The organism is uncultured Chloroflexus sp., assembly GCF_937129525.1.
Taxonomy (GTDB): domain Bacteria; phylum Chloroflexota; class Chloroflexia; order Chloroflexales; family Chloroflexaceae; genus Chloroflexus.
In genome coordinates, this window is the sequence record NZ_CAKZNK010000034.1 from 25,492 (window position 1) to 47,296 (window position 21,805).

19 protein-coding genes are annotated in these 21,805 nt (G+C 57.5%); 3 read left to right on the top strand and 16 right to left on the bottom strand.

Going from position 1 to position 21,805, the window contains the following annotated elements; all coding sequences use genetic code 11:
* Positions 1-10: 10 nt before the first annotated feature.
* A complete protein-coding gene (locus Q0650_RS03270) occupies positions 11-1,051 on the bottom strand; it encodes an NAD(P)-dependent oxidoreductase (RefSeq protein WP_298815880.1) in 1,041 nt (346 codons plus the stop codon).
* A gap of 15 nt (positions 1,052-1,066) precedes the next feature.
* A complete protein-coding gene (locus tag Q0650_RS03275; RefSeq protein ID WP_298815882.1) occupies positions 1,067-2,299 on the bottom strand; it encodes a DUF190 domain-containing protein in 1,233 nt (410 codons plus the stop codon).
* A gap of 305 nt (positions 2,300-2,604) precedes the next feature.
* Here Q0650_RS03275 and Q0650_RS03280 point away from each other — a divergent pair, with 305 nt between their 5' ends.
* Positions 2,605-2,904: an FHA domain-containing protein gene (locus Q0650_RS03280; protein ID WP_298815884.1), complete on the top strand. Its 300-nt coding sequence runs from the start codon at positions 2,605-2,607 to the stop codon at positions 2,902-2,904.
* A gap of 97 nt (positions 2,905-3,001) precedes the next feature.
* On the opposite strand, the gene Q0650_RS03285 is transcribed toward Q0650_RS03280, so the two are convergent.
* The 4 genes from Q0650_RS03285 to Q0650_RS03300 all read right to left on the bottom strand — a co-directional run bounded on the left by Q0650_RS03285 (position 3,002) and on the right by Q0650_RS03300 (position 7,892).
* A complete protein-coding gene (locus Q0650_RS03285; protein ID WP_298815886.1) occupies positions 3,002-4,240 on the bottom strand; it encodes a hypothetical protein in 1,239 nt (412 codons plus the stop codon).
* Between the two features lie 111 nt (positions 4,241-4,351).
* The gene (locus Q0650_RS03290; RefSeq protein WP_298815888.1) at positions 4,352-5,794 is read right to left on the bottom strand and encodes an MFS transporter; all 1,443 of its coding nucleotides are present in this window, start codon (positions 5,792-5,794) and stop codon (positions 4,352-4,354) included.
* A 148-nt stretch (positions 5,795-5,942) separates the two neighbouring features.
* Positions 5,943-6,107 carry a Flp family type IVb pilin gene (locus Q0650_RS03295; RefSeq protein WP_298815890.1) on the bottom strand — a complete coding sequence of 55 codons (165 nt, stop codon included), beginning with the start codon at positions 6,105-6,107 and terminating at the stop codon, positions 5,943-5,945.
* Positions 6,108-6,830: 723 nt separating this feature from the next.
* The gene (locus Q0650_RS03300; RefSeq protein WP_298815892.1) at positions 6,831-7,892 is read right to left on the bottom strand and encodes a sensor histidine kinase; all 1,062 of its coding nucleotides are present in this window, start codon (positions 7,890-7,892) and stop codon (positions 6,831-6,833) included.
* A 151-nt stretch (positions 7,893-8,043) separates the two neighbouring features.
* Here Q0650_RS03300 and Q0650_RS03305 point away from each other — a divergent pair, with 151 nt between their 5' ends.
* On the top strand, positions 8,044-8,949 hold the full coding sequence (locus Q0650_RS03305) for a LysR family transcriptional regulator (RefSeq protein WP_298815894.1): 906 nt from the start codon (positions 8,044-8,046) through the stop codon (positions 8,947-8,949).
* Here Q0650_RS03305 and Q0650_RS03310 read toward each other — a convergent pair.
* The 5 genes from Q0650_RS03310 to Q0650_RS03330 form a co-directional block, all read right to left on the bottom strand.
* The gene (locus Q0650_RS03310; RefSeq protein ID WP_298815896.1) at positions 8,927-11,170 is read right to left on the bottom strand and encodes an ATP-dependent helicase; all 2,244 of its coding nucleotides are present in this window, start codon (positions 11,168-11,170) and stop codon (positions 8,927-8,929) included. The genes Q0650_RS03305 and Q0650_RS03310 overlap by 23 nt on opposite strands.
* Positions 11,171-11,463: 293 nt before the next feature.
* A complete protein-coding gene (locus tag Q0650_RS03315; RefSeq protein WP_298815898.1) occupies positions 11,464-12,372 on the bottom strand; it encodes an MBL fold metallo-hydrolase in 909 nt (302 codons plus the stop codon).
* Positions 12,373-12,473: 101 nt separating this feature from the next.
* A complete protein-coding gene (locus tag Q0650_RS03320; protein ID WP_298815900.1) occupies positions 12,474-13,700 on the bottom strand; it encodes a stage 0 sporulation family protein in 1,227 nt (408 codons plus the stop codon).
* Positions 13,701-13,739: 39 nt separating this feature from the next.
* Positions 13,740-15,296, bottom strand: a complete 1,557-nt coding sequence (locus Q0650_RS03325) for an adenylate/guanylate cyclase domain-containing protein (RefSeq protein WP_298815902.1) — start codon at positions 15,294-15,296, stop codon at positions 13,740-13,742.
* Positions 15,297-15,331: 35 nt separating this feature from the next.
* On the bottom strand, positions 15,332-16,045 hold the full coding sequence (locus tag Q0650_RS03330; RefSeq protein WP_298815903.1) for a metal-dependent transcriptional regulator: 714 nt from the start codon (positions 16,043-16,045) through the stop codon (positions 15,332-15,334).
* Between the two features lie 456 nt (positions 16,046-16,501).
* Between Q0650_RS03330 and rnhA the strand changes: the two genes are divergently transcribed.
* Entirely contained in the window at positions 16,502-17,233 is a 732-nt protein-coding gene (rnhA, locus tag Q0650_RS03335) for a ribonuclease HI (RefSeq protein ID WP_298815905.1), read from the top strand.
* Between the two features lie 505 nt (positions 17,234-17,738).
* Here rnhA and fabZ read toward each other — a convergent pair.
* The 5 genes from fabZ to Q0650_RS03360 form a co-directional block, all read right to left on the bottom strand.
* Complete coding sequence (gene fabZ, locus Q0650_RS03340; protein ID WP_298815907.1) at positions 17,739-18,170, bottom strand: 3-hydroxyacyl-ACP dehydratase FabZ; 432 nt, start codon at positions 18,168-18,170, stop codon at positions 17,739-17,741.
* A 30-nt stretch (positions 18,171-18,200) separates the two neighbouring features.
* Entirely contained in the window at positions 18,201-18,962 is a 762-nt protein-coding gene (locus tag Q0650_RS03345; RefSeq protein ID WP_298815910.1) for a class I SAM-dependent methyltransferase, read from the bottom strand.
* Positions 18,963-19,069: 107 nt separating this feature from the next.
* The gene (locus tag Q0650_RS03350; RefSeq protein ID WP_298815912.1) at positions 19,070-19,564 is read right to left on the bottom strand and encodes a hypothetical protein; all 495 of its coding nucleotides are present in this window, start codon (positions 19,562-19,564) and stop codon (positions 19,070-19,072) included.
* Positions 19,565-19,577: 13 nt separating this feature from the next.
* Positions 19,578-20,630, bottom strand: a complete 1,053-nt coding sequence (locus tag Q0650_RS03355; RefSeq protein WP_298815914.1) for a sortase — start codon at positions 20,628-20,630, stop codon at positions 19,578-19,580.
* Between the two features lie 96 nt (positions 20,631-20,726).
* On the bottom strand, positions 20,727-21,805 hold a 1,079-nt coding region (locus Q0650_RS03360), incomplete at its 5' end, for a M20/M25/M40 family metallo-hydrolase (RefSeq protein WP_298815916.1).

Genomic DNA, 21,805 nt, shown 5'->3' on the forward strand with positions numbered 1-21,805 from the left:
ACACTCTCGCTTAAAAGAACAGCTTCGCCAGTCGCAAGATACCCTGACTCCACGGCACTCGATGCGAAACGCCGGTCTGCTCGCCAAACTTTTTGGCGTTGGCAACATACCACTGATAGTTGCGCACCAGCGCTGCCTTGTTGGAGTATTTTGGCGTGAAGCCCAATACGCGCTCCGCCTTTTCTACCGATACAAATGAGTCTTCTGTGACCGTGCCGTATGCCCACTTGTAGACCGGCGATAACTTCAGCTTTTCCAGGATAGCCAGTGCCCACACCATCGGCGCTGCCGGGAAGGTAATGATCTTCTTGCCGTGCCCGGCTGCGTCAAGCACCGCCTGAAAGTCTTCTTTGATGGTTGTGAACTCTTTGGCGCCGATGTTAAAGGTGTCGTTAACTCGATCGCGGTCGAGGGTCAGACAGCGGACAATTGCCTCGCAAAGGTCTTCGACATCAAGCAACTGGTAGCGGTTTTTGCCGTTGCCAGGCAGCGGGAAGTTGTGCCCCTCCATTGCCCAGTCATACAGCATGGCAAAGATACCCAGTCGTTCAGGGCCGACAAACGACTTAGGCCGCAAGATCGGCACACACATGCCGGCCTTGCGGAATTCGAGGCAAATCTCTTCTGCTTTGACCTTCGCTTCGCCGTAGGGGCCGACACCGCTCAGCGGGTCGGTTTCGAGCAAAGGGTGATGATCGGGAATGCCATACACCGCCGTCGAAGAGATATGCACCACTCGCTCGACGCCATGATCGCGCGCCGATTCGAGAACGTTGCGCGTTCCGTCAATGTCGGTCGAGAAGATGTCAGCCGGCGAATAGAGGGGGAGTGCTGCGGCGGTATGCACCACGAATTTCACGTCTTTCATGGCCTGATCAACCGCCGCTCGATCACGAATATCACCGGTATGCTCTTCGATCTGACTCCGTTCGGGATAATCGAAGGGGGCAATATCAAGCGAGCGCACGATGTAGCCGCGCGCTAACAGATAACGCGCCAGATTGATGCCGAGAAATCCAGCGCCGCCAGTTATCAAGACACGATCAGCCATAATCCACCAATCCTGTTATGAGCTTTGTTGTAGTAGTGCCCGGATGAGGGCGCTACGCGCGATTATACCTGACAATCGGCCATCCGAGTCAACCACTGGCAGTCGTTCGGCATTGAGGTTCAGCAATTGGCGTGTTGCCATAATGAGCGATGCGTCAAGTGAAACGGGTGGCGGTGGCGGCTCAAGGAGCGTATCGATCGAGCGGCGCGCTCCGGGCAACGCTGTGGCTGGTGTTGGCTGCGCGCGTTGGAGCGCCGCCAGGAGGACGTTACGTTCATTGCCCTGCAGTTGCGATACGATGGTTGCCAGCCGCAGCATTCCAACCAGCTTCTCTTCGCCATCAACCACAAAGAGTAGATGGCCGGGCGCAGTAATCAAAAGCGCCAGTGCCGATGCCAGTGACTGATCAAGCGCAATCCGTGAGACGGCTGCCTGCATGATCATTCGCACCTGCACGCCGGTATCGGTTATATTGTCCGGTTCTGGTTGGCGAGCTACGGCTTGCAGAACTTCTTGCTGGCCGAGAATGCCGGTTAATCGTCCCTGTCCATCAATCACCGGCACGCTCCCATAGCCCCACTCAATCATCATCGTCAGCGCCTGTGGGATCGGGGTCGTCGGCGCTACGCCGCGCACCTCGCGGTTGGCAATGTCACCTGCGCTCCGTCCCCGCAGCAAATTGCTCACCGCCGCCAGTTCTGCAGGTGTCAGCACGCCGATCACCTCTGGCGGCAGGCGCAATCCTGCGCGCCAGGCCAGCTCACGAGCCGAAATGATCCCGATCACAGTCTCATCAACCAGCACCGGCAGCAGGTCAACGTTTGGCGCAACAAGGTGCGTCAGCGCATCGGCTAGCGGCGCATCGGCAGCGATCGCCGGCGCCTCAGATTGCATAATGTCTGAGACCAGTTGCTCAGCGCCAAATGGCCCACCGGGACGCAACAATCCCTGCGCCACTTCAACTGCTTCGACCGTGATCAGCGCGCTGTCGGCCATTGCGCTGATGATCGGTAAGAGCCGTTTGATGCGCGCAACGTGATCGATCCACTCGATCACCACAGGCTGTCGTTCGGCGTTGGGCAGCATCTGTCGGCGTGGGCCAAATCCGGCTAATGCCGGCAGAGCAGTTGCGCCAGTCGCGCCACTCTGGCGGAGTTCGGCCAGAATTGCCTTGTAGAGCGGCTGGTTACCGGCCCAATCCTCGCCATTGAGATAGATGCGCACTCGTTGTATTACCGGTTCTGCCATTGTTAATGCTCCTCGCCGCCATGACCTTGCACAGAACTATGCTCTGGTATCCAGACAACAGGCTGTTGTTGAATTTTGCCGGCGGCAGGTCGCCTGTGAGTCAACGATGAAACCCGGCACAATCCTGCATCTGGTGAGTCAGACAACGTCTACGCTGCCATGATAACTTTAACGAAAGCAGCGTACTCTGCATACCGATCGGAATGCAATAGCCCAAAAGTCACTCTTGACAAAATGAGATGTTGATGAGAATCATAAAATCATCATTATTATCATCGCACTAGTTATGTTCATTGGAGGCGCCTATGGGCCGAGAATTAACGCTGATCGGTGTGTCCGGTTCACGAACCGGGCAACAGATCGTTGTCAATCGGCGCAATGCGGTGATCGGTAGCGCTCGTCACTGCGACATCGTATTGCACGATCGGCAAGTGCTTGAGCGTCACGCCGAAATTGCCCAGGCACTTGAACGCTGGTTTGTGACGCCGCTTGATACCGGCGCTCTGGTGGCGTTGAATGGACAGCGCATCAGCGGACGCCAGCGTTTGCAGCGCGGCGATCTGCTCTCAATCGGCAGCGCAGCGTTTAAGGTGGCGGCAGAGTAAAACTTCATCCGCTTCAGTTCCCCTGCAACCTCCCCCATCAAGGGGGAGGTTGTTTGTTGCCCTGCTGATGATACGTTCCACGCCTGTATCGCCTACCTCAAAACCCGACATCGATGATCGTTCGTCCGGTGCGATCCTGGAAGAACCCCACACCGTCCTGGATCAATCCCACATAGAATCCCATGCGCGTTTCGCGCTGCAAAATGCGCAAACGCCCGATAATTTCGGCCTCTTCACCAGGATAGAGAAAATCCTCAACGAAGGGTTGCGCCCACTCTTCCGGTGGTCGGGGTGAAATGGCCCAGCGATAGGGGTAACGTTTCGGCCCGCCGCCGCTGTTGGCATCCCAATCCATCCCAACCCGCCAGAAACCGCCAGCCTGCGCGGCGTAGATACCATTTTCTACCGATGAAAAGACTTCATCAGTAGTGTATTCATACCCGCTCGGCGGGCCATAGGTGCGAATCGGCACAGTGCCGGTATTGCGCACCCGAATCGTCACCGTAATCACTTCACCCAGCATGACCCGCTGTGGCGCGATCATCGAGTAGACGATCCGCGCTTCGGGCTGGCCGGTATCGACCAGCGTGATCTGACCCTGACGCTGCACAACATTGCCGAACGTGTCTTCGGCGCGCACCGTATAGGTGTACACTCCGGCATCGAGCAGCGAACCGTTCGGTCGCTTCCCGTTCCAGACGTGGCGCTGCTCATAGGGGCCTTCTTCTTCGCGGGTGACAACCGGAATGACCTCGCCATTTGGCGCAATCACGTCAATATTCACCGTTGCGCTGACCGGCAGGCGGTAGGTGAATTCGGCTACATCGTCAATGGCATCGGCATTGGGTGAAATGACCGGCGGCCAGACTATCAGATTCTCGATTTGCGGTGGTTCAATTACGGCCCCGCCAATGGTTAGCGGCAGACGCCGTTCAGCGCTCTCGTTGCCTTCGATAGCCCGCGCGGCGACCACCAGCGTATACTGACCGGGCGGGAGTAATCGACGCAAAACTTCCGGATCATCAGTTGGCACGCTACCGTCGAAACGCAATATATACGGATCGGAAGCGGCTGCCCGCGGTTGCGCCAGACGCAGGTCGTAGCGCTGACCGCCGGCATCGAGAATGTAGATATCGACCAGCGCCGGTCGCCCGATCTCGTAACTGATTGCCAGGGGCGTGCCACTGCCCGGATCGTACCGTTCGGCGCTGGCCGTCACTGCGCCCAGCAGCGGCGCGGCTGCGCATCCGTGCAGGCCGAGCACACTGAGCCACAGGACGCCAATTGCTATCATCAACGTCAGCGGGCGCGCATAGCGCCACGCAAGAAGTTTCATCGAAAACCTCCACGTATCATGCTGTCTTGTTGCTCCAAACGCAGCGCGCCAGCAGGCGATCTAACGCGCGCAATCTGATTCGTTGCTTCAACGATGCCCGGTTTTAGAGCGTTACGCCTGATCTGGCGCCGCCTGACCGGCAGCGACAGGCTGGCGGCGCAACGCTCGCCCACCTGCCAGCGAGGGCAAGATGGCAACCACTGCCAGGAGCGCCGCCACCCGCATTGCCACTTCATAGCCACCGGCCAGGATGGGTGGCGACGCGGCAGTAATCGGCGCAATCGGGCCACCGTTCAGGGCGAAAATCTGTGAGGCCCAGATCGCGCCGGCCAGGGCAATGCCGCCGGTCTGACCAATGGTACGCACAACTGCCAGCAATCCGCTCGCCACTCCCAGGGCTTCCGGTGGAGCATTGCCCAGGATGGTACTGTTGTTTGGGCTTTGGAAGAGACCAACGCCAACTCCCAATGATACAAGAAATCCCAACATTTGTAGTGGTGGTGTCAGCGGCGTAGTGACACTCAGCCCAAACAATGCTCCCGCAGTGATTATCAAGCCGCTGATTGTCAAAACCCTCGGGCCGAAACGGTCAGAAAGTCGCCCGCTCACCGGTGATGTCAGCGAGAGTGCCACCGGCAGGGCCATCAACATAAAGCCGGTGCGTTGCAGATCGAACTGGTAGACCAGTTGAAAGAAAAGGGGCGTAAGCAGAAGATTAAACGAGATGCCGAGGAAAAGCACGAGCGCTGCCAGCAAGTTGAGTGAGAAGGCCAGGCGCCGAAACATGCGCAGATTGAGCATCGGCTGCGGTGTATGCCACTCCCAGGCCAGAAACAGGCCGCCACCGATCAGTGCCGCGGCGAAGAGACCCAGTATTCGTGGATCATTCCATCCCCACAACGGCCCTTCGGTCAGTCCCAGCAAAAGACAGAACAGCGCCGTCGCCATCAACAAGGCTCCGACCAGATCGAAGCGTTGACCGGGGCGAAGCGTGTGATCCGGCGCCAGCGAGCGGATAGTCAGCCACCAGCCCAGCGCGCCGATAGGCAGATTAACCAGAAAGATCGCTTCCCAGCCCACATAGCGCAACAAGATTCCGCCGAGCGCCGGCCCGATCAAGATACCGGCGGCGACAAACGAACCGATCGCGCCTAATGCCATCCCCCGTTCGCGAGCGGGAAATGCCGTTACCAGCAGCGCCGGCCCAACCGCCTGAATCATCGCGGCGCCCACCCCCTGCAATACCCGAAAGCCGATCAATGCCGCGATAGAGGGCGCCATAGCGCAGAGCAGGGACGCAAGGGTGAAGAGCGCAAAGCCGGCCAGGTAGATGCGGCGTTTGCCGTACATATCCCCCAGCCGTCCCATGATCAACAACGTACAGGCCAGCGTCAACAAATACCCCAATACGACCCACTCGACCACGTTCAAGTTGCTTTGAAAGGCCTGAGTCAGCGTATTGAGCGCAATATTCACAATCGAGCCATCGATAGTTGACACCAGGACGCCACTGCCAACCGCTGCCAGCGCCCACCATTTGCGTCGTTCGTCCACCGTGCACCTCGCCGGTCAATGCGCTACACACTAAAGCATTCTACCGCACTCCGGCAGCTCAGCCGCAGCAAACACAAAAACACCGCGCCCGACCAATTGGCCGGGCGCGATGAGATGATTAACTTAGCTCAACCGGTCTTGATCAGTATTACGGCCTAATCGTGATCGTGTTGGCGAGGTTATTGAACAGATTTCTGATGTTTCCACCGAGCAGGGTCAAAGCGCCGATAACGACGACAGCGATCAAAACGAGAATGAGCGCGTACTCGACCAGACCCTGGCCCTCTTCCTTGGCAAAGAAGCTGCGAAGCATTGTGTTCCTCCTGAAGACTAGTGCGGTTTAACTATATCGTGGAGCAACTCTCCACGGTTCTCAGTATAAACCTGGATCGATGAATTTCCAATAGCTAGAGAGTACCATTTTGTGGCAGTACTGAGCGGGTTTAGTACTACGCTTCAACGGGACTACTTTCCTACGCAATGATGAATGAATTGTCAGATTAAAGGTTACAATTATTAAATCTACTATATTAAGTAGTATTAATGCTCTTTATGATACCACAACTTCGACTCAAAGACAAATGAGCAAAACAGAGAGCTTCTATGACAGAAACAGCGGTGAAATATTGTCGCATGCGCCCTTTTTGTCTCCTTTTCTGATCAGGGATGAATGAGCGTTTCAACCCGAATAGTGGCGCTGCGCGTTATCCGTGATTTTTTTCCTATGCTGGCATGATTGCCAGGTTTTGGCGGTAAATCGTAGTTTGGCGAACAACATCCGATCAGCTCCGCTTCAGCTTGCGTAACCGCACAGATCGGCTTTTGGGATCGCGTAACGTTCTGTGTTTGAGCCGAGCGCTGTACTTGCTGCCATCTAACGAGTTCCAGGGGGTTACGTAGATTGGCGTCGGCGAGCAGGCCGTTCTGCGCTGCAACGACAGTAGTTAACGAGCAAGGTTTCCATGCGGGTAAAGAGTTGCTGTTTTACCCGCCATCCCTGCTCGTTTCGGAATAGCTGTTGTGATGAAAAGAGAGTCTACGGCAAGGGTATGGTGGCTGCCACGCGAGTGCCACGCCCAATTGCGCTCTCAATGCCAAATTCGCCCTGGAGCAAGACCTCGATCTGCTGGCGCATGTTGGCTATTCCCATATTTTTGCGCGCGCCGGCGCTCGCAATAGCCTCTTGCACGGCGAAGCCACTGCCGTTGTCTTCGATCAAAATCTGGAGCGCGTTATCGCTGTTGTCGAGCATTACGCGGGCTTGCGTAGCTCCCGAGTGGCGAACGACGTTGTTGATTGCCTCTTGAATGAAGCGGAAGATGGTGACCTCATAGTGATTGGGCAGCCGCTGATCAAGGTTTTGCACCATCAGGCTCACATCTATCTTGTGTTTCTCAGATACCTGAGCCACGTAGCGACGCAGTGTCGGCACCAGGCCGAGATCGTCGAGGGTCATGGGGCGCAGGTCGAAGATAAATTTGCGGGTCTCTTGCAACGTGTTGTTGACCGCATTTTTCAGCGCGACCAGTTCGGCGCGCGCCTGATCAAGATCGCGATCGATCAAGCGCTGGCAAATTTCAGCCCGCAGTACCAGGTTGCTCATCGCTTGCGCCGGGCCATCGTGCATCTGCAATGAAATGCGCAGCCGCTCGCTCTCTTGCGATTGAATGATGTTGGCAATCATTGTTTGCGGGTCGAAGGGCAGATCGGCCACTTTACTGCTGCGCTCGAGTTCGTGGGTTGCCGGCTCGAGTAATTCGACAAATTCGCTTAGTAGAGTCTGGCGCTCGCGCAACGCATCCCGCCGCATTTGCAGTTGCTTGACCTGCTCTCGCATCGTTTGCAGGCGCATCTGCACTTCGATCATGGTGGTGTAGAGGGTTCGAATATCTGCCTTTTCGTATCGCTCAAGATTGACATCGAGATCGCGGGCGCGGTTGGCAATTGCGGTTTCACGCATCGAGAGTCGATCAACTTCGGCCATATTCTGCCGCAACATCGACTCAATCTCGCCAAGCTCGCGTTGGATGCGCTGGATCTCTTCCCGGTAGGCCTGGATAGCTGCGCTGATACGTTGTCGAAGTTCTTCGCCTGCCACAATCGATTCTCCTGGGTGTCTGGCGCGTCGCGCGCGCATATGCTGCCTAAGATTATAGACCCTTCGGCAGCGTGATGCAACGTGTGCTCTTGATACTGGTGTCTGGTATCATACCATGCAGAGTTCGGCGCTGAGCAGAAGGGCATAGATTATGGAACTTCGCCATTTGCGTTACTTTGAGGCGGTTGCCCGTCATTCCCATGTGACGCGGGCAGCGGCGGAATTGCACATCGCACAACCGGCACTCAGTAAGCAGATCAGTCAGCTTGAGCGCGAGTTGGGCATTACGCTGTTTGATCGGGTCGGTCGCAGTTTGCGGCTGACCGAAGCCGGTGAGGCCTTGCTGCCGTATGCGCGGGCAATTCTGGCCCAGGTCGAAGAGGCACGCTCGGCAATGGCCGAACGGATCGGGTTGAAGGCCGGACGGGTGGCGATTGGCGCGCCGCCGACGGTTGGCGCTCATCTGTTGCCGCCACTGTTGGCCGCTTTTCATCAACGCTACCCCGGAATTACCCTCCGTTTACATGAGGCCGGTCTCCATTCGCTGCTCGATCTGCTTGAGTCTGGATTAACCGATCTGGCAGTGGTGGCGTTGCCGGTGAACGATGAGTCGCTGGCTGTAACGCCACTGTTGAATGAGCCACTGGTGTTGATTGTCAGTCCATCACACCCGCTGGCGGGGCGCGGCGAAGTGGCGATGACCGAGCTGCGCAACGAACGGTGGATTTTGTCGCCAGCCAGTTATGAGCTGCGCGAAGCCACGCTCAAAGCCTGTCGAGAAGCCGGTTTTACTCCGCAGACGGCGCTGGAGGGCGGCGAGACCGAAACGCTGGTGCGTTTTGTGGCGGCGGGTTTGGGGATTGCGCTGGCGCCGGCGCTGGCCGTGGCTAATTTTCCCGGTGTGGCGTCTTTGACCATTCGCGATCAGAGCCTGACGCGCTCGCTCGGTCTGGTGTGGCGGAGCGATCGCACTGCTTCCCCGGCGGCGCGCGCCTTGCGTGATTTTCTGGTGAGCGAATTGCAACAACGCCCGATCACTGAGCTGATCCGTCCGTGAGTGGCTCAAGCCGGGCAAAGCTGGCCAGTAACCGTCGTTCACGATCGGTAAAGCGCACCGTTACTTCTTCATCCCCTTCAATCAGGCGGCTGCTCACGACAATCCCTTCGCCGAATGTGGCGTGGCGCACTCGCTGCCCGGGAAAGAAGTTTGCTCTGGTCGGGGTTGGTAGCGGCGCGGGGCGTCCGCCGGTAACGCGCAGTTCCGACTGTCGGAGGGAGCGATTATTGAACATGGTTGCTTGTGGCGCCGATACGATTCGGTAGCCGCGCCGACGCAGTGATTTGAACAGGGTGGGGGGAATGTCGGCCAGGAAACGCGAGCGGGCGCTGGTTGCGATCCGACCAAACATGGCGCGCTGCGCGGCGTGGCAGAGGTATAACCGCCGTTGGGCGCGCGTCATGCCAACATAAAGGAGGCGACGCTCTTCTTCAATCGCATCGCGGTTATCGGTTGATCGACTATGTGGGAGTAGACCCTCTTCGATACCGATGACAAAGACATGCGGGAATTCCAGCCCTTTCGCCTGATGTAGTGTGATGCAGGTTACTACATCGTGGTTGCGGTCGAGCGAGTCAACATCGGCGATCAACGCAATATCTTCCAGAAACGCGGCCAATTGGTTCTCGACCGGTAAATTGGCGTAGGCCAGGGCTGCGTTGCGTAACTCTTGCACGTTGCGCCAGCGATCCTCAGCCTCTTCGGCTTCATATTCGCGTTTGAGTGTCGCCTGTACCTCAACCCGGTTCAGCAGATAGTCGATCAGATCGCCAAGCGCCATTATTTCGTGGAAGCGGTTCAGATCGGCAATTAACTCATAAAACTCGAGCAGCGCAGCGCGGGCGCGGCCTGTGAATGGATGATCGACGCTAGCGCTGGCCAGTTCACTCAACGCCTGGTAGAGGGGCACGCCCATCTGTTGCGCCCACGCAATCAGCTCGCCGACGGTGCGCTCGCCGATGCCGCGACCCGGCCAGTTGATAACGCGCTGCAAGCTCACGCTATCATACGGGTTGGCGGCCAGCCGCAGGTAGGCCAGCGTGTCTTTGATCTCTTTGCGTTCGTAGAAACGCACACCGCCGACCACGTGATAGGGAAGGTGGGCCTGTACCAGCGCCTCTTCGATCAGACGCGATTGCGCATTGGTGCGATACATAATGGCGCAGTCACCGGGACGGGCAACCCCTTCGGCGATCAGGCGCACAATCTCGCCAACGACAAATTGCGCCTCTTCCTCATCGCTGGTTGCTTCGTACAGCACCACCTGCTCGCCCTTGCCGTTGGTTGTCCACAGCCGTTTGGCATATTTGCGCTGGAGACTGGCGTTGATCAGCGCCTGGGCTACGTCAAGAATGGCCTGCGTGCTGCGGTAATTCTGTTCGAGCATGATCACAGTGGCATCAGGATAATCCTGCTCGAATTGCAAAATATTGCGAATATCAGCGCCGCGCCACCCATAAATGCTCTGCGCTTCGTCGCCGACAACGAATAGATTGCGCTCGCGCTCGGCCAACGCGCGCACCAGCAGATACTGAACGCGATTGGTGTCCTGGTACTCATCGATGAGCAGAAAGCGGTAACGTTCGTGATAACGGGCAAGGACAGCAGGGTGTTCACGGAACAGTCGCGCCGTCTCGCCGAGTAGATCGTCAAAGTCGAGAGCATTGCTCTCGCGCAAAAGGGCCTGATACCGCGCATAGCAGCGCGCTACAATTTCATCAAAGTAACTGCGGGTAGATTGCGCATACTCTTGAGGAGTGATCAGTTCGTTTTTCGCGCTCGAGATGGCGCTCAAGATTGCGCGCGGTGGATGTTGCTTCTCGTTGAGGTTAAGTTCGCGCAGGATCCGCTTCATCAAGCGCTCCTGGTCATCGGGATCGTAGATGACGAAATCACGTTCGCGACCGAGATGCACGATCTCGCGTCGTAGCCAGCGGGCACAGATGGAATGGAAGGTGCCAACGGTCAGATCGGCTACAACCGATTCGCCCAAGAGTCCAACCAGTCGTTCGCGCATTTCGCGCGCCGCTTTGTTGGTGAAGGTAACGGCCAGGATCTGAAGCGGATCGACGTTGGCGTTCGTGACGAGATAGGCGATCCGGTGCGTGAGCACGCGCGTTTTCCCGCTACCCGGCCCGGCCAGCACCAGTACCGGCCCGGTCACGGTGGTTACGGCGCGCTGCTGTTGTGGGTTGAGATTGGCGAGGAGATCGGTGGTCATAGCAGATCCCGATGCGCTGATTGGCATTGGTGGTAGTATAGCACATCGCGATCGTTCAGCGCCGATGATGAGCTGCCAATCGGGCATCGGAACGAGTGGGCAGGTATTACTCGGTTGAAACAGGCGCCGGTGATGACGGGAACAATGTGGGGGCGAGTTGTCGGCTCGCCCCCGGACGCTTTCAGTTCTGAAGGTCGTGGCGCCTGACCGCTGAGTCGGTAGCGGTGTAGAAGATGGCTGGCTCTATGTGACACTGCCGGTAGCGTGATGGTAGAAGGCGTTTGATCGCATTCTTAGCCATTTTCGGCGGCCTGCCGCCGCTTGAGTTCATACCGGATCATCCCCGCCACGCTCATCCGCGACCAGCTCCGCGCCACGACTCCTGCTGGGCCATCGTCGGGGTATGGCACCCAGCGCGCCGCCAGCGCATCGACATCGGGATCGCCATCGGCCAGCGCTCGATGAACCAGGTCAACGAGTTCGTCCAGTCGTTCGGCGGCAAAGCCAAGCTGATGATCCACATCATCATGCGGGCCATAGTGAGTGACGAAGATCCGGGGCAGGTTTAGCTCACGTAGCATAGCAATGGTCTGTTGATGCGCGACCAGATTGTAAGTTGGCACCGGCGTGACCGGAAAGATCAATCCCCACCGTTCCATCACCAGACCGGCGGCATCGCCGATAAACAGACCGCCACTCTTGTGATCGCGGTAGGAGAGATGATCAGGCGAGTGGCCTGGCGTGGCAATGGCCGTCAACACAACATCGCGCCCGAGATCGAGCTGCAGAGTCTCGGCAGGCCGAATCCGCTCAGCGGGGATGGGCAGTAATTCACCGTGCAGCGGCCAGGCCTCTTCGCCCACTGCCCGGCGCACGCTGGCCATCAATTTGGTTGGGTTAGCCAGATGTTCGGCGACGCTGCTGTTGATGTACACCGTAGCGCTGGGTAGTGCCGCCGCAAGATGGCCGGCGCCGCCGCAGTGATCCATGTGGATATGCGTGCAGAGGATGTGCCGCACAGCGTCGCGGGGAATGTTCAGCGCCTCCAGACCGGCCAGTGTCTGTGGAGCAGTTAGCGCCGTGCCAGTTTCAATCAATGCAACCTCTTCACCCCGCGCGACATACGTCACCCCGACGCCGGGCAAGCCAAGTAGCTCGTGATCGATTGCCCAGATGTGATCGTCAACCTGAAAGATCTCCATCCCTTCCCTCGTTGTTGTGGATTGAATGTGCAAAAAGCCGCCCGCCCGTTGCAAAGCGGCTGTGGGGTATGTGGCGACGCAGGCAGACCAAGTGCGCAGGCCTATTTGCCGGTGTTCTTCCGTCTTCGACGCTGCTTTCCGCTACTACCGCCAGTGGTGTTGGTTGCTGTTGGCGATGCTGGTTTCGGCGGTGATGCTGGTTTAGCAGTGGCTGAAGCCTTGCGCTGTTGCTTTGGTGGCGATGTAGCCGGCGCCGGCTGACTCTTGTTGGTATTTCCGCCCCGATGGCGCGAGCGCGATCTGCTCTGCTCTGCATCCCGGTTTGATTCTACCGGCGGCGGTAACATCGGCATCGGTGGTGGTGGAGGGGGCTGATCTTCATCTTCCAGCAAACTCAGATCGTCGCTCCACTCAAAAGCCTCTATCTCATCGCGCAACATGCGACGTTCACCGCGGTCAGACTTATTCGCTCGCATCGGCGTAATACCTTCTGCGGCGCGGGCGCGGGCGATTGCGGCTACCTGCTCGGTTGCCAGGGTAATTTGGGGCAGATCATACGTTTCGATCATGCCGCTGCTAGCCAGTTGCACCAGCACTTGTTGCTTGAGCACGTGCTGGCCGACTACTTCCCCTGGCCCATCCGGTGTCATCACCCAGGTGCCGCGCTTGGGAAGCAGGCTGCGCATCTCGAGATACTGTTCGTGTTCGTAAGCGAGGCAGCACAACAGGCGTCCGCAGACACCGCTGATTTTGCTCGGGTTAAGCGGCAAATCCTGGTCTTTCGCCATCTTGATCGAGACGCGCGCGTAATCGGGCAGGAAAGAAGCGCAGCAAAGGATACGACCGCATGGCCCAATTCCGCCCAGCATCTTCGCTTCGTCGCGCGGCCCGATCTGGCGCAACTCAATGCGAGTTTTGAACATGCGGGCGAGATCGCGCACAAGTTGACGAAAATCAACCCGCTGATCGGCGGTGAAAAAGAAGGTGAGTCGCGAACCATCAAAGGAATATTCGGCCTTGACCAGCTTCATCGGCAGGCCGTGTTCTTGCACCTTCTCGGCGCATCGAGCAAGCGCCTCGGCGTGGTACTGTTGCAATTCGGCCATGCGAGCGAGATCGTCTGCTTCTGCTCGCCGCACTACCGGCTTTAATTCACCGACGATAGCATCATCGCTGACCTCGCGGCGTTCAAAGGCTACCCTGGCCAGTTCCAGCCCGCGCACTGTTTCGACAATGACCGGATCGCCGGTATGAAGTTCAAGATCACCTGGATCGAAGTAGTAGATTTTGCCACTATCTTTAAAGCGAATGCCAACGACGGTAGGCATAGCGTTTCTTTCTGCCGTTCAGTGATGAGCGATGGGCAATCACGGTTCGGTGTAGACAATCGTTGCCGCGCCACCGGGTTTGATGCGTGGGCCGAGCACCTTATAAGCGCGTACCCGTTGCTGTTTCCCCTTGAGCTGCAACTCACCCATCTCTTGCAGTTCAAAATCTTCGCTTACCAGGCGAGCGGTATCTTCACCGATGAAGACCGTGCCAGGTTCGGCAGCCGATTCCAACCGGGAAGCAGTATTGACCGTATCGCCGATAGCGGTGTATTCCAGCCGATGACGGGTACCGAAGAAACCGGTATACGCCGGGCCAGTATTGACGCCGATACGGATGGTAAACGCTTTATCGGGATCGAGTCGGCTGACCAGCCGCTGCTGGGCTTGTTGCATTTCAACTGCGGTTGCCACGGCGCGCAGAGCGTGTTGCTCATCGAGTGGATCCTCGGGCAGGCGCGGCGCGCCAAAGACTGCCATGATGCCATCGCCGATATATTTATCAACTGTACCATTGTAACGGAAAATGACTTCGGTCATTTCGTGCAGGTACTCGTTGAGGAGATCCTGCACTTCTCGCGGCGATAGCCGTTCCGAAAGGGCGGTGAACCCCTTGACATCGGCGAACAGCACGGTGACGATCTGCTCTTGCGCTTCCCACAGTTTGCCGTGTTGCGCCACGTAACGCGCCAGCGCGTGCGCCACATTGGGCGAGAGAAAACGTTCGAGATTTTGTCGAACCTGCCCTTGCACCCGCAACTCTTCGGTCAGGCGCGCGCGTTCAATTGCCACGGCGGCCAGATTGGCAATTGCGACCACGATGTCGCGATCACGCTGACTAAACTGTTCGCGACCGGGTGAGTCGAGCAGAATCACGCCAATCGCGCCGCCCTGAGTCAGTAGTGGCACGCAGATGGCCGAGCGAATGTTAGCGGCGATAATGCTTTTGGAACCGGCAAATTCCATGCGGGCATCATGGGTCAGTATCGCTTCGCCGCGCTCAATTGCTTTGCGGACAATACTACCGGCAATGGCCACGTCGCCGGTGCCGGGAGGGAAGATCACGCGCGGCACCAGTTCATCACCTTTGCGCAAGAGCAGGAAGCCACGCTGCGCCGGCACTAGCCGGATAACTTCTTCCATCACCAGATCGAGCAGTTCGCGGTAATCAAGCGCCTGGTTTACCCGCATGCTAATCTGATAAAAGGCCTGCAAATCTGCCGGCTGTAACTGCAATTCGTGCGCGGCGACTGCCTGTGCCTCTGAGGCGACCGGGAAGTAGCGGTTATCGTCGAGCACAACGCTTTGGGCGGCGCGATCTTCGTAGATTAGCTCGAAGGGGCCGATCCCGATCACATCGCCATCATTGAGCTGTTCTTCTTTCACCCGCAGGCGATTGACCGTCACCCCGTTGCGGCTGTTGAGGTCAATCACCCAGGCCCGGCGATCGCGTAGCTCTACCCGCGCATGCTTGCGCGAAACGATGGCATGATTTAACACGATCTCGTTGTCGAGCTGGCGACCAATGGTGATCCCGCGCTCGGTGATCGGGAAAGTCCGCTGTTCGCCGTGAATAGTGACTGTAATTCGCGCCATAGGTGTGCTCCGGGAGGATTGACACTGCTGCCGGATTAGCTGGCAATGTCGCCCCAGATCAATTCGGCAATATGGGTCGGCACGGTAATTGACAACCCGGGACGCTGCAAGGTGACGCCAATGGACGCGATGTTATCGGTAATCGTAAATTCGGCGTCTGGCACCAGTCCGTTAGCTTCTAAAAATGCGACAATTGGTGTCTCTTCTTCGGCCTCTTCGGCAATGCGACGGATCGTGAAGACCTGACCGGGTTGCGCTGTATCGAGCCGGGTATTGCCGGCGTAGACCTCATTTTGACCAGGGATTGGATTACCGTGGGGGCATGTTGTGGCCTGCCCGACCAGCGCCATAATCCGCTCTTCCATAACCGGAGAGAGGGCGTGTTCCAGGCGCACTGCCTCTTCGTGAATCAGATGCCACGGCAATCCCATAACATCAACGAGAAATCGTTCGAGAATTCGGTGCCGACGTACCATTGCCTCGGCCAGTTGGAGGCCGGTTTGTGTCAATGTGATTTCGCCATGGGCGTTACGCTCGATGAATCCCTTCTCAAGCAGGCGCGAAACGACATGGGTCACGGTTGGCGGTTGTACTTTCATCCAGCGAGCCAGCCGGGCCGCAATGACCGGCTCGTTGCGCGCTGCCAGATAGTAGATGACTTCAAGATATTCGCGTTCTTTCGCGGTTGGCTCGCCAGCGGCGCTGATCTGCCGGCGTCGTAGGGCTGTGACCGGTTGCGAGTGGCTCATGGCTGTCTCCTCTGCGCTGGCATGGTAACTACCATGCGTTGAGGCGCGAGTGTGCCGTTTGGTGGGGCTTCACTCACCTGATGAGTGATGTATTGTTACGTTGTTATTCATTATAACAGACGCGAATGCCCGGCGTCATTAGGAGCGTTATCGCCGACAAAATAATATTCCCCGCCGGGAAGGCGGGGAATACGTTTCGGAGAAGGGGTCACCGGTTCGGTAAAGCTTAAGCTACTTTACCAGCGGTGACACCCATACGCTTACTACTCATGGGCATCACCTCCTTCGTGCCTGATCGGCAAGCTATGTTGTTAATATCGACATTGGTACTATACCTAAGGTTGTCGGCAAAGTCAAGGGTTTTACGGTCAGATCTTGCTCTTTTCTTGCCCTGCCGTTTCCTAAAGGTGGTATAGTATGCCGCGCGATCTGTCACTGTTTAGATTAAGACCGGGTATGAACCGAAAACAGAAGTATTACCTCGTTGTGCGGGGTCGTCAGCCGGGATGGTACCGACAATGGTACGGTCAAGATGGCGCTGAAGCGCAGGTGAAAGGGTTTCCCAATGCGCTTTACAAAGCTTTTCCGTCAGTCGAAGCTGCGCGTGCCTGGGCGGAAACGCTGCCGCCGGCTGATCGCGCGCAGGCCGTGACGTTGCTGCCGCCGGAGGCAACCGAGCCGGCGAATGATCAGAATGATCAGGCAGATTCGTCGGCTCCGACGGTCGTGATGTATGTCGATGGTAGCGCGCTTGGTAATCCAGGGCCAGGAGGGTACGGTGTCGTGTTGCGCTACAAGAACCACTACAAAGAGCTTTCCGGCGGGTTTTGTCTCACTACCAACAATCGGATGGAGCTGATGGCTTGCATTGTCGGTCTGCGCGCGCTGAAGCATCCGTCAAAGGTGATCGTCCACAGCGATTCGGCGTATGTCGTCAACGGAATGCGTGAAGGATGGGCGCAGCGCTGGCAGGCCAGAAATTGGATGCGCACCGCAACAGAGTCCGCCAGGAACGCCGATCTGTGGGCTGAGTTGTTGCAGTTGTGCGACCTCCATCAGGTTGAGTTTGTGAAGGTGCCCGGCCATAGCGGTATTCCTGACAACGAACGGTGTCACGAACTGGCCGTTGCGGCTGCGCAACAACCTGATCTGCCGCCTGATGAAGGGTTTATCGATCCTTCGCAGTGATTTTTGATGGTGTTAGTTGTGGCACTCCGCAGCGGCTAACGCCGCGCAGTTTCTCGGACAGATCCGCCTACCTGCGAGCCTGACTCTCAACGGATCTGTCCAAATCGGTTCGAGATGGTGATCGCGGTGGTGTGGTCTCGGTCGAGCGAGAGACCACACGCGCAATCAGTCCGGCGATTCGCCACTATCTCGTCTTGAACGATGCGCCTCTTCAGCTCGCGCTCCCGGCGCACTGCTGCGCAATCAGTCTGTCAGTTTACCCCGATAGCAGCGTCTAGCGCCGCCTTGCGCTGCGCGAGCGTCCAGACGAGAGATGCAGAATGCGGTAACCCCCCGCTGTTCGCCGCGCTGAAAGTGCATCACTGCGCTATGGAGGTGTTGATGACAGTGTTGGTACGATCCGCGCAGCCTACCGTCAATGTTCAATATGCTGGCGAACGTCAATGCGAAACCCGCCTGCCCGCTTCCTCTCCAGGGCAGCAATGTGCCGCAGGTTCCCCAACGTTTACTTTGGATCGGTCAGCGCAAACAACAGTTCAGCTTCACACGCTACCTGATCGGCAACCGTGGCGCGCGCCATCCCCTTTCCGATCCCGCGTCGCATTCGTTCAAGCTGAACTTCAAGTCGAAGTGTATCACCGGGACGCACGACTCGCTTGAAGCGCGCGCTATCGACTCCGGCAAAGAGCGCCAGTTTGCCGGCATGTTCCGGTTGACTCAGCGCGGCGACGGCGCCGGTTTGGGCTAACGCTTCGAGTATCAAGACACCGGGCATGATCGGGTTACCCGGAAAATGACCTTGAAAGTAAGGTTCATTCGCCGATACCAGCTTCTCGCCGACTGCGCGGACGCCTGGTTCTAACTCGACGATTCGATCAACGAGCAAGAAAGGATAGCGATGCGGGATCAGCGCCATAATCTCTTGAATTGACAGCATGTTTGAAAGCTCCTTTGCCGGTGAAACCGCTTAACGACGCGGCGAAGCGACTGCAATCAGGCGTGGACTGGACGAAGTGTATGGTTCCAAATCGTAATCGCCGTAGATGGCGCGCAGGGTAAAACCGGCTCGCGCCAGCAGATGCTCAAGCTCGAAACGGTAGAGCCAGCGCATCGTAAACTGCATCGCGCGCCGGGTTAAACTCCCATCAGCAGCCGTTTCGTCATAGATGAACGTGACGTGACTGATCTGCTCGGCGGCGTCGCTCTCGATCACGACAAATTTTTGCACGTAACGGCCATCCAGCTCATAGCTGCGTTCGAGTTGCATCCGTCCATCTTCGCGGCTGATGGTGAGCGGGTCGGGGTTGAAGAGGTCGATGATCAATGTCCCTTTGCGCGTCAGTGTGCGGCGAATGGCCGCTAATGCCGCAAGTTGATCCTCGATGGTGGTTAAATGCATGAAAGAATTGACTGCCACAAATGCCAGCGGAAAGTGATTCTCGGGTAACACCATCCCACGTACATCGGCTTCGATCAGCGTGACCCGATCACTCAGCCCCTCAGCATTCAGCCGTTCACGGGCCAGGGCCAGCATCGCCGGTGATATATCAACGCCGGTGATTCGATAGCCGGCGCTGGCCAGCGGCAACAACACCCGTCCGGTGCCACACATCACTTCAAGAATGGGATCGCCGGTACGACGCGCCCATTCACGGTAAAAGGGAACATCGTCGTGAAAATGGCGAAAATCAGCATCGTAGTAACGAGCAAAAGGATCGTAGAGATTCATGGGCGTACTTCTGACATTCCCACGGGCAAACAATGGGCGCAAGCACTCAGAGTCGCTGCGACAGGCGGTATATCCCTATATTGGTCAGCAGTTCAGATGAGCTGCCGTTACGGATTGATCAGCAAGAACAATACCCCAAATACCAGACCGATAAACATCAAACCAATCAGGCCAAAGGCCAAAATCCGAGGGTCGATAATTGGATCAAAACGTGGCGCGCCGGGCAATTGCGTTGACGATGTGGGCAGACGCGGGGGTTCCGGTGGTGGCGGTGGAATGCGAAAGACCTCTTCCGGCGTTGATGATGGCAAGCGAAAAACATCGCCTTGCTGCGATGATGAGCTGAACGGATCATTCGCCTCTGGCATACGAGGCATACCTGTCCCCTCACCGGCGCGCCGAAGCGCGCCGAAGATGCTGCTCCCAATCGAAATGACGACCATCAAAACGATCAGAGTGATAAAGAGTTCGGTAGTGCCGATTTGCAAACCGGTTTGCTGGCTTAACCAGCGCGCCAGCGGCGGTAGAATTGATGGCCCCAGGATGAACAATAAAAAGATCAGCCAGCCGATCCAGCCCGATCCACGGCGGCGTTGTTCCATAATTCCCCCTTTCTTATGAATCGGCGACCGGCGCGGCGCGGACGATGAGACGGTGCGAGTAGACCCCAATCGGCACGCAGGTGATCAGGGTGAGGGTTTCGCTACTGGTCGGCGCCAGTACCCACGTCTCATCGGGCAACACAGTCAAAACTTCCCGTACCACGTAGCGACGGTCGCTACCGTTGACGGTAACCAGTACCTCATCACCGATGGAAATTGCCGGTAATTGGTTAAAGATGATACCACGATACCCCACATGGCCGGCAATGACAATATTCCCGTTGACACCGGGATAGCCGCTGATCGGCCAGTAGTGGACAGCGGTGTAGCGGGGCACATCCCAGGCGCCGAATGAAAACCCGGCGCTGACTACTTCAGTATCAACGCCGATGCGGGGCACGCGCACGCGCGTTGGTCGCAGCGCGGCCCAGGCTACATCCGCGCTGGTTACCGGTTGTGTTGCCCATTGTGGGGCCGGATGCGCTGCCAGCCAGTCTCGACCGAGATGACCAAGCAATACCTGATAGCGTGGTGGGTTTTGTGGGTGCCACTCGAAACGGGCACGCTCGAAGTATTGCACCAGGCGGGGCTGGCCGTTTTCATCGATCATTTCAAATGGTTCGGAGAGTGGAAAGCCAAAGGTGGGGAGGCCGCCATTGCGCCACCAGAACGAACGGAAGGCGCCGCTCAGGCTGTGGCCGGTTTCGGGGAAGAAATCGGCATTGGCCGGGGCAGCAGCCAGTGGTGTGAAAGCGGCATGTTCGGCATGCGCTGCGGCAGCCCAGCGCCCAAGATGTCCAACCTGCACCAGCGCTAGTTCGGCATGCCATTCGAAACGGGCACGTTCGAAGTACTGCACCGGACGCCCATCTTCGATGAATACTTCGGTCAACGGATAACCGAAGATCGGTAATCCACCCTGACGGTCGTAGAATTCGCGAAAGGCGTAGGCCAGCGTGTGACCGGTTTCGCGAAAGAGTATTGGCTTGCCGGCAGCAGTATTGGCGGCAACCGGCAACGGAACGGCGATCAGAACGATTAGCAGCAGGAACAGGATTAGATGCATAGGTGTGTGATGTTGTTTCATAATGTCGCAGGCGGCAGGCGCAAACAGTCCTGGACTCGTGGATGCGAGTGTTTTATCATCGATATGCATTATGCATTATGAGTCTTCAAGCGCGCCGGCTGCCAGCGTCAGCAGGAGCAGTGCCTGCATCCCGCGACTAAGGTTGGCAGGCAAAATGTATTCGTCAGTGCGATGGGCATTCCCGCCATCGGTCAGGCCGACACATACTGCCGGTATCCCCAGGCTGAGCGGAATATTTGCGTCGGTGCTGCTCTGTTGAAACGAGATTGGCGCGCCGACGGCTTGGTATGCAGCCACGGCAGCCTGTACCAGTGGGTGCTCGCGCGGAATGGCGCCCGACGGTCGATCACCAACCTTGCTCAGTTGTAACCGCACCTCAGGCTGCTCGAGCGCAACTTCCTCGACCAGTCGGTACACATCGTTGACCAGATCGGTAAGCGCGGCTGACGATACCGACCGTAAATCGAGCAGCATACTGGCGTGTTGGGCAATGGTATTAACCGAAGTGCCGCCGCTGATCGTGCCGATATTGAATGTCGTGCGCGGCGAGAATGGCACGTTTAGCTCGGTCAGGCGGGCTGCCAGTCGCACCAGGACGTGGATCGCGCTAGGCGTGCCAAAATTACCCCATGAATGACCGCCTGGGCCGATGGCTTCGATCCGAAACCGTTGCACCCCGATGGCCTGATGGTGGAGCGAGCCAAAATCACAACCTTCAATCACCACCACCGCGCCAAGACGTGGACGGAGCCGTTCAACCACTGCTCGCATGCCGCGCAGATCGCCTAACCCCTCTTCGCCGACATTGGCTACGAACCAGATGTCACTGTCAGTCGTGAGATTGAACTGTTGGAAGATTTCGGCCAGTCGTAACAGGCCGGCTACCCCGGCGCTATTGTCACCGATGCCGGGGCCGTATACTCGATCGCCTTCGTAGCGAACAGAGAGATCGGTGTCGGCGGGGAAGACGGTATCGAGATGGGCCGATACCAGCAGCGCAGGTCGATCGCTGTGACCAGGACGATAACCGTAAACATTGCCCAGCTCATCAATTTCAACATTTCGTAGACCGAGCGCGCGCATTCGTTGACTGACAAGCAAAGAACGCGGTCGTTCAGCAAAGGTCGGCGCCGGCACTTGCTGAATTTCAATCG

Excerpts from the sequence above, each read along its gene's own strand:
- Q0650_RS03270 (WP_298815880.1), bottom strand. The coding sequence starts at position 1,051 with ATGGCTGATCGTGTCTTGATAACTGGCGGCGCTGGATTTCTCGGCATC.
- Q0650_RS03275 (WP_298815882.1), bottom strand. The coding sequence starts at position 2,299 with ATGGCAGAACCGGTAATACAACGAGTGCGCATCTATCTCAATGGCGAG.
- Q0650_RS03280 (WP_298815884.1), top strand. The coding sequence starts at position 2,605 with ATGGGCCGAGAATTAACGCTGATCGGTGTGTCCGGTTCACGAACCGGG.
- Q0650_RS03285 (WP_298815886.1), bottom strand. The coding sequence starts at position 4,240 with ATGAAACTTCTTGCGTGGCGCTATGCGCGCCCGCTGACGTTGATGATA.
- Q0650_RS03295 (WP_298815890.1), bottom strand. The coding sequence starts at position 6,107 with ATGCTTCGCAGCTTCTTTGCCAAGGAAGAGGGCCAGGGTCTGGTCGAG.
- Q0650_RS03305 (WP_298815894.1), top strand. The coding sequence starts at position 8,044 with ATGGAACTTCGCCATTTGCGTTACTTTGAGGCGGTTGCCCGTCATTCC.
- Q0650_RS03310 (WP_298815896.1), bottom strand. The coding sequence starts at position 11,170 with ATGACCACCGATCTCCTCGCCAATCTCAACCCACAACAGCAGCGCGCC.
- Q0650_RS03315 (WP_298815898.1), bottom strand. The coding sequence starts at position 12,372 with ATGGAGATCTTTCAGGTTGACGATCACATCTGGGCAATCGATCACGAG.
- Q0650_RS03320 (WP_298815900.1), bottom strand. The coding sequence starts at position 13,700 with ATGCCTACCGTCGTTGGCATTCGCTTTAAAGATAGTGGCAAAATCTAC.
- Q0650_RS03325 (WP_298815902.1), bottom strand. The coding sequence starts at position 15,296 with ATGGCGCGAATTACAGTCACTATTCACGGCGAACAGCGGACTTTCCCG.
- Q0650_RS03330 (WP_298815903.1), bottom strand. The coding sequence starts at position 16,045 with ATGAGCCACTCGCAACCGGTCACAGCCCTACGACGCCGGCAGATCAGC.
- rnhA (WP_298815905.1), top strand. The coding sequence starts at position 16,502 with ATGAACCGAAAACAGAAGTATTACCTCGTTGTGCGGGGTCGTCAGCCG.
- fabZ (WP_298815907.1), bottom strand. The coding sequence starts at position 18,170 with ATGCTGTCAATTCAAGAGATTATGGCGCTGATCCCGCATCGCTATCCT.
- Q0650_RS03345 (WP_298815910.1), bottom strand. The coding sequence starts at position 18,962 with ATGAATCTCTACGATCCTTTTGCTCGTTACTACGATGCTGATTTTCGC.
- Q0650_RS03350 (WP_298815912.1), bottom strand. The coding sequence starts at position 19,564 with ATGGAACAACGCCGCCGTGGATCGGGCTGGATCGGCTGGCTGATCTTT.
- Q0650_RS03355 (WP_298815914.1), bottom strand. The coding sequence starts at position 20,630 with ATGCATCTAATCCTGTTCCTGCTGCTAATCGTTCTGATCGCCGTTCCG.